The organism is Janthinobacterium sp. PAMC25594 (genome assembly GCF_019443505.1).
In the GTDB taxonomy this organism is placed as follows: Bacteria; Pseudomonadota; Gammaproteobacteria; order Burkholderiales; family Burkholderiaceae_D; genus Janthinobacterium.
Genome location: NZ_CP080377.1, coordinates 3,785,225 through 3,800,792, shown reverse-complemented (window position 1 = coordinate 3,800,792; position 15,568 = coordinate 3,785,225). Strand labels below are relative to the sequence as shown.

The 15,568-nt window shown below is 54.5% G+C and carries 12 protein-coding genes and 1 tRNA gene; 10 read left to right on the top strand and 3 right to left on the bottom strand.

Features of this window, described 5'->3' with window-relative positions:
* Nucleotides 1-38 precede the first annotated feature (38 nt).
* The 3 genes from KY494_RS17075 to KY494_RS17065 all read left to right on the top strand — a co-directional run bounded on the left by KY494_RS17075 (nucleotide 39) and on the right by KY494_RS17065 (nucleotide 6,554).
* On the top strand, nucleotides 39-2,102 hold the full coding sequence (locus KY494_RS17075) for a M13 family metallopeptidase (protein ID WP_219887624.1): 2,064 nt from the start codon (nucleotides 39-41) through the stop codon (nucleotides 2,100-2,102).
* Nucleotides 2,103-2,345: 243 nt separating this feature from the next.
* Nucleotides 2,346-4,421: a M13 family metallopeptidase gene (locus KY494_RS17070; RefSeq protein WP_258194286.1), complete on the top strand. Its 2,076-nt coding sequence runs from the start codon at nucleotides 2,346-2,348 to the stop codon at nucleotides 4,419-4,421.
* A gap of 219 nt (nucleotides 4,422-4,640) precedes the next feature.
* On the top strand, nucleotides 4,641-6,554 hold the full coding sequence (locus KY494_RS17065) for a methyl-accepting chemotaxis protein (RefSeq protein WP_308836388.1): 1,914 nt from the start codon (nucleotides 4,641-4,643) through the stop codon (nucleotides 6,552-6,554).
* Nucleotides 6,555-6,667: 113 nt separating this feature from the next.
* Here KY494_RS17065 and KY494_RS17060 read toward each other — a convergent pair whose 3' ends face one another.
* Complete coding sequence (locus KY494_RS17060; RefSeq protein ID WP_219887623.1) at nucleotides 6,668-7,231, bottom strand: cytochrome c5 family protein; 564 nt, start codon at nucleotides 7,229-7,231, stop codon at nucleotides 6,668-6,670.
* Between the two features lie 199 nt (nucleotides 7,232-7,430).
* On the opposite strand from KY494_RS17060, the gene KY494_RS17055 reads away from it, so the two are divergent.
* Nucleotides 7,431-7,506 (top strand) — tRNA-Arg (locus tag KY494_RS17055).
* 146 nt (nucleotides 7,507-7,652) lie between these two features.
* On the opposite strand, the gene KY494_RS17050 is transcribed toward KY494_RS17055, so the two are convergent.
* Nucleotides 7,653-8,366: a hypothetical protein gene (locus tag KY494_RS17050; RefSeq protein ID WP_219887622.1), complete on the bottom strand. Its 714-nt coding sequence runs from the start codon at nucleotides 8,364-8,366 to the stop codon at nucleotides 7,653-7,655.
* 972 nt (nucleotides 8,367-9,338) lie between these two features.
* Between KY494_RS17050 and KY494_RS17045 the strand changes: the two genes are divergently transcribed.
* From KY494_RS17045 to KY494_RS17025, 5 genes are all read left to right on the top strand, one after another.
* A complete protein-coding gene (locus KY494_RS17045) occupies nucleotides 9,339-10,595 on the top strand; it encodes a type II secretion system protein GspD (RefSeq protein WP_219887621.1) in 1,257 nt (418 codons plus the stop codon).
* A gap of 73 nt (nucleotides 10,596-10,668) precedes the next feature.
* On the top strand, nucleotides 10,669-11,106 hold the full coding sequence (locus KY494_RS17040) for a hypothetical protein (protein ID WP_219887620.1): 438 nt from the start codon (nucleotides 10,669-10,671) through the stop codon (nucleotides 11,104-11,106).
* 340 nt (nucleotides 11,107-11,446) lie between these two features.
* Nucleotides 11,447-11,824: a HigA family addiction module antitoxin gene (locus tag KY494_RS17035; RefSeq protein WP_219887619.1), complete on the top strand. Its 378-nt coding sequence runs from the start codon at nucleotides 11,447-11,449 to the stop codon at nucleotides 11,822-11,824.
* Between the two features lie 21 nt (nucleotides 11,825-11,845).
* Nucleotides 11,846-12,856, top strand: a complete 1,011-nt coding sequence (locus KY494_RS17030; protein WP_219887618.1) for a DNA-binding protein — start codon at nucleotides 11,846-11,848, stop codon at nucleotides 12,854-12,856.
* Between the two features lie 3 nt (nucleotides 12,857-12,859).
* The gene (locus KY494_RS17025) at nucleotides 12,860-13,321 is read left to right on the top strand and encodes a type II toxin-antitoxin system death-on-curing family toxin (RefSeq protein ID WP_219887617.1); all 462 of its coding nucleotides are present in this window, start codon (nucleotides 12,860-12,862) and stop codon (nucleotides 13,319-13,321) included.
* Here KY494_RS17025 and KY494_RS17020 read toward each other — a convergent pair.
* Nucleotides 13,314-14,294, bottom strand: coding sequence for a site-specific integrase (locus KY494_RS17020; protein WP_219887616.1), 981 nt, complete (start codon nucleotides 14,292-14,294; stop codon nucleotides 13,314-13,316). The two genes, KY494_RS17025 and KY494_RS17020, sit on opposite strands and share 8 nt — an antisense overlap.
* A 384-nt stretch (nucleotides 14,295-14,678) precedes the next feature.
* Here KY494_RS17020 and KY494_RS17015 point away from each other — a divergent pair, with 384 nt between their 5' ends.
* Complete coding sequence (locus tag KY494_RS17015) at nucleotides 14,679-15,200, top strand: hypothetical protein (protein WP_219891799.1); 522 nt, start codon at nucleotides 14,679-14,681, stop codon at nucleotides 15,198-15,200.
* The last annotated feature ends 368 nt before the right edge of the window (nucleotides 15,201-15,568 follow it).

The following is a 15,568-nucleotide window of genomic DNA, read 5'->3' as shown; positions in this document are numbered from 1 at the left end:
TGCCCGGTCTTTTTTGACATGCCCCATAAGGACAATCCGTGAATCGCTATCTCTTGAGCAGTCTGACCCTGACCCTGTTGGCTGCGTTTGCCCATGCCGCCGAACCCGTATCCGCCGTGGCCGCGCCGACCGTGGCGCCTGCCTCCGCTGGCGTCGTTTCCGGCATCGAGGTGCAGTACATCGACCCCGCCGTGCGCGTGCAGGACGATTTCTTTACCCATTTGAACGGCAAGTGGCTGGCCACGACCGAGATTCCTGCCGACAAGTCGAGCTGGGGTTCGTTCGCCAAGCTGCGCGACGACACGACGCCGCAATTGCGCGGCATCATCGAAGCCACGCAACAGGACAAGCACAAGAAAGCCGGTTCCGAGGCGCAGAAAATCAGCGACCTGTACGCCAGCTACATGGATGAAGCCAAGCTCGATGCGCTGGGCACGAAGCCGCTGGCCGGCGAACTGAACCGTATCCGCTCGCTGCGCGACAAGAGGGGCGTGCCTGCCCTGATCGCCCACCTGAGCCAGACGGGCGTATCGACCCCATACGCCGTGTATGTGGGCCAGGATGCTCGTGCTTCGACGAAATATGCGGCTTACGTGAGCCAAAGCGGCCTGGGCATGCCCGACCGCGACTACTACCTGGAAGCCAAGCAGGCGGGCGTGAAGGAAAAATACCAGGCGCACGTGGAAAAAATGCTGGCCATGGCGGGCGACAAGAACGCCGCCGCGCGCGCCAAGGCTGTCGTTGCCCTGGAAACATCGCTGGCCGAAGTGCAATGGACCAAGGTCGAGAACCGCGACCCCGTGAAACGCTACAACAAGACCGACATCAATAAACTGAACGACCTGACTCCCGGCTACGACCTGAAGTCCGGCCTGGCTGCCCTGGGCATCGCCAACAAGGTCGATTATGTCATCGTCAACCAGCCCAGCTACCTGGCCGGCTACAACAAGGTGCTGGCGTCCGCCGATCTGGACACCCTGAAAGCGTATTTCGAATGGCAGTTGCTGCGCAGCTATGCCAGCTACCTGTCGAAAAACTTCGTCGACGAGAGCTTTGCCTTCTATGGCACGGTACTCAGCGGCGTGACGGAAAACCAGCCGCGCTGGAAGCGTGGCGTAGGCGCCGTCGAAGGCGTGCTGGGCGAAGCCGTCGGCAAACTGTATGTCGCGCAATATTTCCCGGCAGAGCGCAAGGCGCACATGCAGGAACTGGTGAAAAACGTGCTGGCCGCCTACAAGAACAGCATCGACACGCTGGATTGGATGAGCCCGGAGACCAAGAAAGAAGCGCAAGCCAAGCTGGCCAAGTTCACGCCGAAGATCGCGTATCCGAACCAATGGCGCGATTACACGAAGCTGCAAATCGTCCAGGGCGACCTGGTGGGCAACATGATGCGCGCCGCCAACTTCGGCTCCGCGCGCCAGGTGGCCAAGCTCGGCAAACCGATCGACCGCGAAGAGTGGGGCATGACGCCGCAGACGGTGAACGCCTATTACAGCTCGACGATGAATGAAATCGTCTTCCCCGCGTCCATCCTGCAGCCGCCGTTCTTCGACGCCAACGCGGATGACGCCGTCAACTATGGCGCCATCGGCGCCGTCATCGGCCATGAAATCAGCCACGGCTTCGACGACAAGGGCAGCCAGTCCGATGGCGACGGCAACCTGCGCGACTGGTGGACCCCCGCTGACCGCAAGAATTTCGCCGCCAAGGCCGATGCGCTGACCAAGCAATACGACGGCTATAGCCCATTGCCGGGCTACAACGTCAACGGCGCGCTGACCCTGGGCGAGAACATCGCCGACAACTCGGGCGTGGCGATCGCCTATAAAGCCTACAAGATTTCGCTGGGCGGCAAGCCGGCGCCCGTGCTCGATGGCTTGACGGGCGACCAGCGCTTCTACATGGGCTTTGGCCAGGTCTGGCGCAGCAAGATGCGCGAAGCGCAGCAGATCGTGCAAATCAAGACCGACCCGCATTCGCCGGGCCAGTACCGCGCAAATGGCACCATGGTCAACCAGCCTGGCTTCTATGAAGCGTTTGGCGTGAAACCGGGCGACAAGATGTATGTGGCGCCGGAAAACCGCGTGATCATCTGGTAAGTGTCATCCGACCAACCGATGGCGCTAACAATGTTGTCGGCTTACGCCCTCCGGGCTAAGCCGACCTACGTCATGTAAACGTTATCTTGTCACAACAAAAGAGACCACCGCGCGTGGTCTCTTTTGTATTTCTGCCAAAGTTCTTTCTGTCATTTCGGCCGGTATGCTACAGTCAAAAACCGGGCCAGAAGCCGCGGGCATTCTGACCCTTATATTCCACACAATACAATATTGAGGATTACCGTGAATCGTTATTTGTTAAGTGCATTGACCCTGAGTTTGCTGGCCGGCGTGTCCGGCATGGCTGGCGCCGCTGATTCTGCCAAGAAAGCCGCTGCCGCTCCCGCCACGGCCGTCGCCGCCACCGCGCTGACGTCCGGCATCGCCGTCGAATACGTCGACCCTGCCGTGCGCGCGCAGGATGACCTGTTCCAGCACCTGAATGGCAAATGGCTGGCGGAAACCGTCATTCCTGCCGACAAGTCGAGCTGGGGCAGCTTTGCCAAGCTGGCCGACGATACGCAAACGCAGTTGCGCGGCATCGTCGAAGGCGCCAGCGCCGACAAGACCCGCGCGGCCGGCTCGAATGCCCAGAAAATCGGTGATTTCTATAACAGCTTCATGGACGAAACCAAGCTGGAAAGCCTGGGCCTGACGCCCTTGAACGCGGAGCTGGCGAAGATCGCGGCGCTGCAGGACAAGGCGGAGTTGCCTGCAGTGATCGCCCACTTCAGCAAGCTGGGCGTGACCTCGCCGTACGACTTCGGCATCCACCAGGACGCCAAGGATTCCACCAAATACGTGGCCGACATCGTGCAAAGCGGCCTGGGCTTGCCTGACCGCGATTACTACCTGGAAGCGGGCAAGGCCGACACGCGCGCCAAATACCTGGCCCACGTGGAAAAAATGCTCAGCCTGGCTGGCGACGCGAATGCCGCCGCGAATGCGAAAGCCATCGTGGCGCTGGAAACGGACTTGGCCAAGGCGCAATGGAGCAATGTGCAGAACCGCGATCCGGTTAAAACCTACAACAAGGTGGAACTGGAGAAACTGGCCGCCGTGGCGCCAGGCTACGACTGGGCCCGCTACCTGAAGGACACGGGCATCGCCGGCAAGGTCAATTATGTGATCGTCAGCCAGCCCAGCTACCTGAAAGGTTTTGCCGAGATCGCCAACAAGACGCCGCTGGCGACGTGGAAAGCGTACTTCCAGTGGCACTTGCTGCACGCCAATGCCGGCTACCTGCCGAAAGCGTATGTCGATGAAAACTTCGCCTTCTATGGCACCACCCTGACGGGCGTGACGGAAATGCGTCCGCGCTGGAAGCGTGGCGTGGGCGCCGTCGAAGGCGCGCTGGGCGAAGCCGTGGGCCAGTTGTACGTGGAGCAATATTTCCCGGCCGAGCGCAAGGTGCGCATGGAAGCGCTGGTGAAAAACCTGATGACGGCCTACAAGCAAAGCATCGACAAGCTCGACTGGATGAGCCCCGTCACCAAGAAACAGGCGCAAATCAAGCTGGCCAAGTTCACCACCAAGATCGGCTATCCGAACAAATGGCGCGATTACTCGGGCCTGACGGTGGCGCAGGACGATTTGATCGGCAACATCCAGCGTTCGCACTTGCTGAACTACAACCGCGAATTGAACAAGCTGGGCCAGCCTATCGACCGTGACGAGTGGGGCATGACGCCGCAGACCGTGAACGCCTATTACAACCCGGAACTGAACGAAATCGTCTTCCCGGCCGCCATCCTGCAAGCGCCGTTCTTTGACGCCAACGCGGACGACGCCGTCAATTATGGCGCCATCGGCGGCGTGATCGGTCATGAAATCAGCCACGGCTTCGACGACCAGGGCGCCCAGTACGACGGCGACGGCAACCTGCGCGACTGGTGGACCAAGGCCGACCATAAAAACTTCGCCAAGAAAACCAAGCAGCTGGTGGCGCAGTACAACAGCTTCAGCCCCATCCCTGGCCATTTCGTCAACGGCGAACTGACCTTGGGCGAAAACATCGCCGACAATTCCGGCGTGGCGATTGCCTATAAAGCGTACAAATTGTCGCTGAATGGCAAGCAAGCCCCCGTCATCGACGGTTTCACGGGCGAGCAGCGTTTCTATGCGGGCTTTGCCCAGGTCTGGCGCATGAAGATGCGTGAAGCGCAGCAATTGGTCTTGCTGAAAACGGATCCGCATTCGCCAGGTCAGTTCCGCGCCAACGGCACCATGCGCAACCAGCCCGGCTTCTACCAGGCCTTCGACGTGAAACCGGGCGACAAGATGTATCTGCCACCGAAAGACCGCGTCATCATGTGGTAAGCCATTTTTTCGGCTTGACAGAAATACGCTAGCAATGCCGCCCGGTTCGCGCCGGGCGGCATTTTTTTTGCTTGCTGGCATGCCGGGCACAGCGAAGTGTTGCGCGCATCGCCGACGATTTTCCTTGCTCGTTGACAACGAAGATTGAAGCGCCTATATCTGGATGAAAACAATAATAAACCTGTATAACGCCCCGTGTGTCATCAAAAAGGAAACATTGTGAGAGACATATTTCGTACCAGCCAAGCCCGTTTTATCACCGTGTTCAGTCTTGTTTTTGTGGTGTTGCTGGTCATGACCCTGGCCGTCATCCATTTTTTCGTCACGCCGGATTTGAAACGCACCGAGGGCATGGTGGTCGGTTTTGACGTCAGCAAAATTTCCACCAGGATTACCGAGCAGCTGCGACAGGTGGAGGCGCAGCAGCGCAGCATCACCCAGACGGTGGCGCTGATGGACAGCGCCGCGATCGACGTCCTGCTGCCGGGACTGGTCGACCAGTATTCCGACCCGAATGTGTTTGGCGGCGGCATCTGGCCGCTGCCGAAAAAGCGCGATCCCGAGCGCGACAAGTTCAGCACCTTTTTCGCCCGCGACGCTTCCAACAAACTGGTCGTCAACACGCACTGGAACTCGCCGGAATCGTTGAAGTACTTCGAGCAGAGCTGGTATCTGGGCGGGCTCAAGTCGGCCAAGGGACATTGCGACTGGGCCAAGGCCTACAAGGACGACGCCAGTGCGCAGCCGCGCACCAACTGCGCCATGCCGATCTACAAGGACAACGAGTTGTACGGCGTTTCCACCATCGATGTCACGCTGGGCTTTTTCAACCGCCTGGTGGCCGACATGGAGAAAACGATCCACGGCCAGATCCTGATCGTCGAGCGCGACGGCAAGATCATCAGCAACAGTACGTATATCAAGGACGAGATCGTACTCAAGAAAGTCGAGGATCTGGCGTCCAGTTCGCCGATGGCGGCGGAAATCGGCCGCCTGCTGCCCAAGCTCGACGCGCAGGGCGTGGCGGAGTCGGAGTATCGCAGCGACGGCACGCCCCACACGCTGTTCCTGAAGGCGATACCGGGCAGTCCATGGGTGCTGGCGACCGGTTTGCCGACCAGCCAGCTGACCGAGCAAAGCGACCGCATCTTGAGCAAGCTGGGCATGGTGCAGATCCCCATCGCCCTGCTGCTGCTGGCCATGTTCATCGGCAGCATCCGCCTGTTCATGGGACGCCTGGGCGTACTCAAGAGCAATATCGACGCGCTGTCGGCCGGCGACGCCGACCTGACGCGGCGCCTGCCGGGCGGCGGCGGCAGCGAGTTCAACGATGTGGCGGCCAGCTTCAACGCCTTCATCGAACGGCTGCAGCGGATGATGCGCGAAATCGGCACCAGCACGGCGTCGATCGCGCTGGCCTCGCGTGAAATCGCCAGCGGCAACCAGGATCTGTCGGCCCGCACCGAAAGCCAGGCCAGCGCGCTCGAGCAGACCGCCGCGTCGATGGAAGAGTTGACCGGCACGGTCAGGCAGAACGTCAGCAGCGGTCAGGAGGCCAACCGGCTGGCGCTGGACGCCTCGAAGGTGGCGGCGCGGGGCGGGGCGGTGGTGACGCAGGTGGTCGAGACGATGGGCGCGATCGAACACTCGTCGAAGAAAATCGCCGACATCATCAGCGTCATCGACGGGATCGCGTTCCAGACCAACATCCTGGCGTTGAACGCGGCCGTCGAGGCGGCCCGGGCCGGCGAGCAGGGCCGCGGCTTTGCCGTGGTGGCATCCGAGGTACGCAACCTGGCGCACCGCTCGGCCACGGCGGCCAAGGAAATCGGCGCGCTGATCGTTGAATCGGTGCACAACGTCAACGCCGGTACCAAGCTGGTCGACCAGGCGGGCGCCACCATGCAGGACATCGTCGCCGGCACCGACAAGGTTGCCAACATCATCGGCGAGATCCTGCTGGCCAGCCAGGAGCAGGAAACGGGCATCGGCCAGGTGAACCAGGCCATCGTCCAGCTCGACGACACCACCCAGCAAAATGCCGCGCTGGTGGAGCAGGCGGCGGCGGCAGCCCATTCGATGCAGGAGCAGACGGCCAAGCTCGAACAGATCATCGGCGCATTCAAGCTGTAGCGCGCCGCGCATGGACATGAAAAAGCCGCCCGGTTCAAGTTGAACCGGGCGGCTTTTTTACATCCGAAGCAACCCTGGGGCCGCTTCAACGCGCCGCCTGAGCGGCATCGCGCTTATTTCTTGGCTTCTTGCGCTGGTGCGCCAGCGCCGTCAGCGGCCGCGGCCGGTGCCGGCACTTCCGGTTCCTTGAACTTGCCGCCCGAAGCGTTGGCCATGTAGACCACGGCGCGCGCCACTTCCACATCGTCGAGGTCGGGATTGCCGCCCTTGGCCGGCATCGCGCGCAAGCCTTCGATGGCGTGCTTCAGGACCGTATCGTAGCCCTGGGCCAGGCGGGCCGACCAGCTGCCCGCATCGCCAAACTTCGGCGCACCGGCCACGCCGGCGCCATGGCACGCCACGCAGGTGGCCGTGTAGACGGCTTCGCCGCCTTGCAGCACCTTCGGACCGCTGGCATCCTTGAAGGTAAAGCCGGCGTTGGCCACGGGGCTCAGGCGCTCGGCAATGGCTTCCGGCGACTGGCTGTCCGTCCCTGCGCCCGTCAGTTTTTGCGCCGTGACGAACTGCACCAGCAAGATGATGCCGATGACGGTGAGGAGGAAGAAGCCCGCTACGGCGGCAAGCAATTGTTTAGGCGTTTTGATCGCTGATTGTTGTTCGTTATGTGCGTCGCTCATGATGTCCTTAGTCCAGATTTGAAACTGATGGCCGTGTAAGGTAGCATTTTTACATGCTTGTATGTAAACCTTTATGAAACCCACAATTATAGGCACAAAAATTGAGCAGCGACATGCAATTGCCAGCGATACGACAGTTTCCGTAGACGTAGGTAAAGAAAAACGGTATCCTTCGCATCACTTCAGAAATTCCCCCTACGCGGCTGTAGCTCAGTGGATAGAGTATTGGCCTCCGAAGCCAAGGGTCGTGGGTTCGATCCCCGCCAGCCGCACCAGTTTTTCCCCACAAAAATCAACTACTTAGCGGTTGCATTGGTTTGCAATGTAATGCGTTATTTCGCATATTTTGGCACACTCACTGTGCCAAAATTGTGCCACCACATAGGCACAGAAATTCAAGTATTTGGCACAATGTGGTGACCTAGGTCGACTTTAATGAGTGTTCACGAGTGTAGTCCACGTGGCGCTGCAATCTCTTAAGTTCATCATCTAGCTTCTGTTGTAGCTCTTCTTTGCGCTCAGAATTGGTTTCTGTCGTTAGCACTTTGTCGAGCAATTCCTGAATTGTCTCCCCCAATGCCGCTGTCTGATCGTAGTCAATGTTCGGCATCTCCGAATTTAAAAGGATCTCTGCGCGCCTGAGCTTCTCCGCTTTTGCGACATTCCTTAGAGCATCTTGAGTGCGTTTAGTCTCCTCGTCAGACATGCCTAGCAGGTGTGCACAGCGAAGGAGGCTATCTGTCAAAGCTCTGCTTGGCACGTCAACTTCATCAAAACTCTCTTTGTACCAGCGAGCGGCTAGGGCAAGCGCTTCGCGTCGGTAATTTTCTACTTCTTTAAAGTAAGCAGCAGTGTTGGACTGATCCATACTCTTTTTTGGAAAACCATGGTCAGACGGCGCCGAGTGTCCGTAGGCAGGATCCACATATCCAGTCGCCAGCCAAAGTGCGTATTGAGGCCAAGCACGCGCGATAGCTTCAATCATGTCTGCGTTAGGTCTCTGACGTCCGTAGTAAAAACTTTTCCAGTTTTCTGCGGTAATTGGGGTTATCGACTCAAGTTGAGCGAACTTTCCTCTCTTGTCTGTTTTGCTGTCGATGATTACTTTCAAACGGTCAGCGATTCCTAGTCCCATCTTCTTCTCCTTTGCTATTTGTATGGCGATTGTACCTAGATCATGTGCATTGCACACAATTTAGTTGACCTCGCACAATCTTGGTGGTAATCTGCGCCTGTTATGTGTGCATTGCACACCAATTGGATTCAAATGCACACTACAGCTAATGATAGATGAAAATATGCCAACTGCGAAACTTTTGAATGTTGATGATCTCGCAAGGATTATTCACAAGTCACCTTCAAGTGTGCGAAGCGATGCATCTCGCAATCCGGATGTACTGCCACCTATTTGCCGCCTTCCAGGCAACAAACGCCTTCTTTGGAGGAGTGAGGATGTGTTTGCTTGGGTTGCTCGCTTTGTTCAGCGGAATCCAATTGCTCATCCCACAGCTTTGTCATCGCTTGGTGATCTTCCTGCGCGGCGGGGACGTCCTCGTAAGACTGAGGCACGCGCATGAGGCTCGTATATCGGAGTCAGCAAACCATCGGGGAATTTGTTGAGTTTTGTCGTGCCACAGCCATACAAATTTCGCCTGCCCGCAGCGGAGCGAGGACAGCCGAAATTTATATGGCTGCCGGCAATAAAGTTCCTCAGAACACTTTGATTTAAAGGAGCGTGTGGCATGAAGAATTCCGTACAAGTTATTGGTTTAGACACGTCTACCAATGCTCCATATCAGGCGCCGACGCCTCCAGCGCCTGCATATAGCGAAGTCTGGAGGGTTGCGGGGAATTTATACGCGCAGGGCAGGGCGTGGGTAGTGCTAACGAACACCGCAGGCCTGGTGCGCATCGAGTCGCCATCAGTGTTCGTCAATACCGGGCTGATACAGTCGGGCGATATTGACGGCGCTAAAGTCACATCGTGGACTGGTGTGCCGGCGCTTCAATCTTCCAGCGGATTCGGGGCAGCACTTGTCGCGCCAGCATCGCGCCCAGCACCGGTAGCGTCCGCCAAAGCTCCGGGCCCTGCAGTAGGTAATCTGAGATGAAAAAATTTCTCTTTGTCTTGCTTTTGAGCGTCGCGTCTCTCGTTCACGCCGTAGCCAAGCCACGGGCTGAACAGAACACGAGTTTCGACTTTCGCAGCTTGAACGTGGCGCAGGCCGTGCAGCTCATTTACGCGGAAGCCATAAAGGAGGCTTACGTTATTGATCCGGAAGTGCTAATTGATCAGCGTAATGTGTCATTTCGCTATGACAGTGCCAAAGGCGATCTGCGGTTGTTTATCAAGTCCTTTTTCGACTCCCTTGGTTTGGAAGTAGCCCGTCGCAACGGTGTTGATTTCATTGCCAAGAAACAGACAAAGGAGACACTACCAGAGGAACCGGAGGTCTTCGTGTATCGGCCTAAGCACCGCGGCGGATCGTATCTCGTAGATCTGCTCGCGCCGTTGTTCAAGGGCCAGTTCACCGCGCGGCGAACGATTCGGGCTACCGACGGCGATAAGTCACCGCAGGTGGCCAGTCCCCCTGGATCGGCTGCTGCGTCGATAGACCGTGACAGTGATACGCTTGTTTTTTCCGGCCCGGTAGCGGAAATTAAGTTGCTCGAAAAGATGCTCCCGCAAGTTGATGTGGCGGTGGGTGAGGTTATCATCAAAGCGTATATGTATGAGGTAGGAAGCAATGACAACGATACGTCAGCACTTGGCCTAGTGCTCTCCGCTTTGGGCGGCAAGATCCAAGTTGGTAACGCGACCAATACCTTAGAGAATTTTCTTCGCTTGAAGACGAGTTCGATTGATCTGATTGCCTCGGCTCTAAAATCTGACGGCCGCTTCAAGGTCGTTACATCGCCATATCAGCGTGTGCGTTCAGGTAAGACTGCCCGTTTCGTATCAGGGTCACAGGTCTCAATCCTGGGGGCTATTATGACGAATCAGAACGGTTCTACCCAGCAGTCATATGACCGTGTAGAGTCGGGAACGATACTTGAGATTTCACCTGTCGTTAGGGATCAAGGAGTTGACATTGATCTGTTTCAGCAGGTCTCGTCGTTCGTCAATATTGATGCTAATTCCCAGCCAACGCTGAACAAGCGTGAGCTACGTACATCGTTGACTGTACGGGACGGTGAAGTAGTGGTGATTGCCGGTCTGGATGATCTGAAGGAGGATGATTCTCGTTCGGGTCTTTCTTTCTTACCCTTCGCGCTGGCAAAGAGCAGAAGTATCCGGAAGTCCCAGCTCGTTCTTGTTTTGGAAATGACTCGCATCACTGTCGATGCATCTGGGGTGCAGTAGAGTTTTGTTTTAGCCGAGGTTTTTTAGAAATTAAATTGACTCACGTAGTCAGTTTTTAACTTAAGAGAGAAGTATGTTATTTAAAACGTTAAAAGCACTGGAAGTTACCCCGAACCCGGACGAGATGTTTGGTGATTTTGGTTCGCGTCGTCATTCGATTGTCGAGGTAACTATAAATGAACTTCTCTTACATTTAGATGTGGAATTTCGTAACGATGAAGATGATGGTTTCCGTTGCTGGTCTCGTTTTTTACTATCGGACGCAGCTCAGGTATTACAGCTCTTGGGTAGTAGGGATGTTGTCGAGGCAAGAATCCATTTGCAGGCAGCGAAGGATAACTCTAACAATTCTGATTATTCGATTGTTCGCGTTAAGAAAATTTTGGCCTGCACGACAGTTGATGGGCGTAACTTGTTCGAATACCAGTTGGTCGATGGCAGCTCTCAGGTGGACATGGACTATGAAGAGGATCCCATCGTTAGTCGGGAAATAGTGTACTTCGAACAGTAGTTTGGCTGTTCTATTAGCAATGACCTCAATATAGGTCACGTATGACCCATCTTAGGTCATTGGTAGCCTTTCTCGGGTCAGCTGTGACCTGTATTGAGTTCACGAGAAAGCTGAACTTCGTTTTTCCGGCTCGCTTAGGTATGGAATATGCGTCCCGGAAAAAGGGCGATTTGAGGCCCGCGAGGGCTGGAGCGAAGCGGAACCCTTTTTGCTTCACGGTGGCATGTAGGAGCGTTTTGGCCGGTCGTCCCGGCCAGCGACGATGCCGGCCGGTTGTTGTCGTAAGTTTGGAGCTCCGTATGCTTAGGGGCGTGGCTCTATAGCAGAAACGGAGTTCATCATGTTCAAGAACGGTATGCGTCCTGTTCATCCAGGCGAGATCCTGGTGGAGGACTACCTCAAGCCCATGGGCCTCAGCGTGCGTGCTGTGGCTTTGGCTCTGCATGTTCCGTACTCGCGTCTCAGCGAGATCACCAAAGGCACGCGTGGCGTGAGTGCTAACACAGCCCTTCGCCTAGAGCGCTATTTTGGTAGCGAGGCTCAAGGCTGGTTGAACCTGCAAAGTGCCTTCGACCTTCGTAACGCCGAGATATCCGTTGGAAAAGTGATCGCCAAGCAGATTAAGCCCTTATCTGTTACTGAGCTTCAATCGATAGACGATGGCCTGTATTACTCTGGCTCTTTCGTGTCAGGAGAGATACCATGGTCTCTCCCGTAAGTTTTAACGAATGAGAATAGCATGGCCCATGATCTGACCGCATCCCAGAGTGACCGTCAAAATGTTTTGAACAATCGCTATGCTTGTCAAAAAGTACAGGATCACTTGTCTCTGCCAGGTGTTCAATACGGCGGTGAAGCGTTCTTCACAAAGCAGCAGCTGGCTACGATGTTCGCTGTAAGCGAAAGTACTATTGAGAAATATCTGTCTACTTATGGTGATGAACTTAAAGCAAATGGCTACGTCGTCCTAAAAGGGAAAAAACTCAAAGAATTCAAGGACTTAGTGGGGGATACCGTAACAGGTTACGGTACCCTCTCTCAGCTTGGCGTATTTACCTTTAGAGCAACATTAAACATTGCAATGTTGCTAACTGAAAGTGATGCTGCTCGTGTGATGCGTAGCCGAATCTTAGATATTGTCATAGATGTAATGGCTGAGAGAGCCGGCGGTCATACTAAATATATCAATCAACGAGATCGCGAGTATCTACCAGCTGCGTATCAAGAGTTTAACTATCGAAAAATGTTCACCGATGCTTTGTCGAATTATTTAGACATGGGCTCGATGAAATTCGGTGTTTATACAAATAAGATTTATCAATTGGTTTTTCGAGAAAACGCAAGCGAGTATAAGCGAATTTTGAAACTCGCAACGCATGATAATCTTCGGGATACTCTATATGCTGAAGTTCTCAAAGCGATTGCCAGCATTGAGAATGGATTAGCATGCGAAATGAAAGATAAGTCGCATTTGTTAGGTAGGAAACTTTTACCTGTTGAGGTCGATGCAATGCTTGATGGCGCCGATAAAAATCCCTATCTCAAGCCAATAATTGAAGATGCACGCACAAAGATGGCTAGTCGTGATAAAGGGTTCCGTGATGCGTTACATGAAAAATTAGAAGCCTATATTCAGACGGTTCCCGAAGGAGATTTCGAGCGCTTCTTGGGAGAAGCAAGCAAGTCGTTAGAGCAGCAATTGGCCGATCCAGAGACACTAGAGGTCTTCAAGCGGCTTAAGGATCGATAACTGATGGGCGATAATTTCATATATTTCGACAAAATCCATGCGATTGCTGTACATGACTGGATTATTGCCAATTCTGGCGGACGCTCAGGTATGGAAAATGAAGGTTTGCTTGAGAGTCCGCTTCAGATGATACAAAACGAACTGTATTATCCTGAGCTAGAAGATAAGTTGACGCATCTGTTCTATTCGATCAACAAAAATCATGCCTTTTCAGATGGAAACAAAAGATCCGGCATTGCTCTGAGCGCATATTTTTTGCAGCTTAATGGTTTCGGGCACGTCGTTAAAAGATTTATTAGCGAAACGGAGAACGTTGCAGTCTGGTTGGCTGATAATATAATTGATAGAGATTTGTTGAGACAAATATTGTGTGGTTTAATATATGAAGAGGAGTACAGCGAGGAATTAAAACTGAGAATTCTAGCTGCACTTGAAAAGGCTGAGCGAGATAAAGAAATTAATTAAGTTTCTTAGCTAAATCCTCTGCTCGAAGATGGGTATAGCGCTTTAACATATCGAGAGTTTTATGTCCTGTTATCGCTGCTACTTCCATTACGTTCAATCCCTTCTCGAACAATCGGCTGGTTGCTTCGTGTCGTAGATCGTGGAAGCGCGCGCCTACTATGTTGGCTCGATGTGGTTCGCAAGCGCGATCAAAGGCCTGACTCATTGACGCCGCTTGAAGTTCAAACACGGGTCCTTTAGTCTTTACACCAAAGTCTTCCAGCGACTTGATAGCAGCTTTCGATAGTGGCACACTGCGAGGTACATCGGTCTTTGTTTTAGGTAGATGTGCGGTCTGTTTCTTCAAGTCAATCTCGCCCCATGTCAGCGAGGCCAGTTCGCTCCGGCGCATACCTGTTTCGACAGCTAAGGTAACAATCGTTCGCAACTCGTCAGAGCCTGTGATTTCGAGAATCTTGGTAATTTCCTCTTCCGTTACCCTACGATCCCGACCACGGGGCTTAGTCGGTTTGCGTACCTGGGTAGTTGGGAGTCCACCAGGTAGAGCGATACCCCAGTCCATGGTGGCGGTTTTAAGAACCCGGTTCAGTAGATTGATTTCGTGAATTACGGACTGTGGCCCGACAACCTTCAAGCGTTGGTCACGAAACCTTGCGACCTGCGTTGAGTTCAGACTGGCCAAGCGGTAATCCCCAAATGCTTCCGTCAAGGTCTTAATGCGAGATTTGTCGGACTGCTCGCTGCGCTTGGTTGGTAGTATTTCGGTAGCGAATCGTTGCAGTACGTCTTTGACGAGTGTCGCTTCGGCTTCGGTGCGAGATACGAACACGCCGCGTTCCATTTCGGACTCGATGATGATTGCCCAGCGCCTGGCGTCAGCTTCCTTGGTGAAGGTTTTGGTCTGGGTCGGGTAGCCGCGCTTGCGAATTTGTACGTGGTACTGGCCTTCGCCTTTTTTACGGATGGTGGGCATAGTGTTTATTGGCAGCATTGAAATGAGGCAACAGTGTGCCAAAATTGTGCCAATAAAGGTGGAATATCTCGCTAAGGCCCATGGATGCTAGTGCTAATTTGGGCCTCCGAAGCCAAGGGTCGTGGGTTCGATCCCCGCCAGCCGCACCAAGATTTTTCCTTCAAGATTCGACATCATCCGTATGGTCCGCAGGCCAATCAGCGTACGGGATACCTGTACCGCAGCGTCTTGCATTGCCATGCCAGTTTTGATTTTTAAATAAATATTGCTATCCTGCACTAATAATTTGATATTGAGAAAATATTAAATACGAGAAGACGGGAAGAACTGGCTGGGCCAGTCCCTTTTTAGTATTGATTCATGTACAGGGAACAGGAAAATAAATTGAATTTAAAATCATTGATTGGTATGGGAACGGCGGCGTTGTTATTGGCTGCTTGCGGCGGCGGTGGCTCTTCTTCTTCTGCTGCGCCAGAGAAACCTGCGGTGATCACGCCGCCGGACAGTGGTATCATGGCGCGTGGATTCACCTTTGCTCAAAATGAGGCGTTTTTCAAGCTGACTCAGCAACAGCGCCTGGAGCTGGTGGCGCTACCGGTTTTTGAGATTGCCGCACGTGCCAGCAAGACGGAGCAGGTGCATCTGGCGACCGAAAGCGGCGGCGGGATGCTGTCGGCTAGATGTTCGACACGCAGCAGCTGTGTCTCGGCGGGTAGCGCGGATGTTATACGCGTGGAATTGAGCGATAGCAGTCAACTGCGTTTGTGTAATGGCAGTGTTGGCTCACTTGGTGAAAAAGACGTTTATATTTGTGTCGATTCCGAACCTTTCAGCGAGACGGAAATGAGCATTTACTTGGTTAACGGCAAAATAATCAAGAAAACCTTGCGCTACAAACCTGCATAAATTGCATGCGCCGCGTGCCCAGATGTGAGCGGCACGTGGTATTTCATGCCGCGCTCCAGCTGTTATTCCGCTACCGTGAGGTGCGGTTTATGTCGCCGCTTCCAACGAGACCAGATTCTGGCCCCTGATCAAGACTCCGCCCGTTAGCACATATGCCTCCCGGTCCGCTCTCTTCGAGTCGATGCCGCCGTTTTCCCTGAGCATGTCTCCCACCGGGAAGGGCTCGACTTTCGTCAGGCCCCCGGCGCATTCTTCCGTATTCGTCCATCCTGTCACTTTCTTTCCTCTGACGCCCCTGCCGTTGTCTGTTTACGACCTCCAAAGTCCCCCAGCCACCGATATCAAAATTGATATCGAAACAGTGGAAA